This window comes from Sinanaerobacter chloroacetimidivorans, assembly GCF_018128545.1.
GTDB classification, from domain to species: domain Bacteria; phylum Bacillota; class Clostridia; order Peptostreptococcales; family Anaerovoracaceae; genus Sinanaerobacter; species Sinanaerobacter chloroacetimidivorans.
In genome coordinates this window covers 1-764 of the sequence record NZ_JAGSND010000060.1, presented here as the reverse complement: position 1 = coordinate 764, position 764 = coordinate 1, and the positions used below count along the sequence as shown (strand labels likewise).

Here is a 764-nt window from a genome sequence, read left to right as displayed (position 1 = left end):
GGAAATATGACAGAGGGTGTTGATAACCGGACCATTGACGGTTTTAAATATGAAATGATTGATACTCTGATTGAAAAACTAAAAACTGAACAGTATTACCCCAAACCCGTTAGAAGAACCTATATTCCGAAAAAGAATGGTAAGACAAGGCCGCTTGGTATACCGTGCTTTGAGGACAAACTGTTGCAGGAAGTCATTAGGCAACTCCTGGAATCAATCTATGAACCGATTTTTAGTGACAATTCACACGGGTTCAGACCGGACAGAAGCTGTCATACCGCCTTGTGTCAAATAAAAAACACAATGAGAGGTGCAAACTGGGTCATAGAGGGAGACATTACAGGGTGCTTTGATAACATTGACCACACTATCTTACTAAATATTTTATCTCAGAAGATAGAAGATGGCCGATTTATTGAGTTAATCAGACGGTTTTTAAAAGCAGGATACCTCGAATTTAAGCAAATGCACAGGTCTTTGTCAGGCTGTCCCCAGGGTGGAATTATTAGTCCCATTTTATCGAATATCTATCTAAACGAATTTGATAGATATATGGACGAAATCATTAATAAAAATACCAAGGGAAAGAAAAGAAGAAGTAATCCTGAATATCAAAGACTACGCGGCAAAAGATATACGGCAATAAAAAAAGGGAATCTTGAAGAAATCAAAAGATTTGACAAAGGAGATACAGAGCATACCGTCATTAGACCCCATGGACAGTAACTTTACGAGGGTAAAGTATGTGCGTTACGCCGATGACT

1 protein-coding gene is annotated in these 764 nt (G+C 38.5%); it reads left to right on the top strand.

Annotation, left to right across the window (positions count from 1 at the left end; all coding sequences use genetic code 11):
• Nucleotides 1-726: reverse transcriptase domain-containing protein (locus KCX82_RS22855; RefSeq protein WP_264373372.1), on the top strand; the 726-nt coding region annotated here is incomplete at its 5' end.
• Between the last annotated feature and the right edge of the window lie 38 nt (nt 727-764).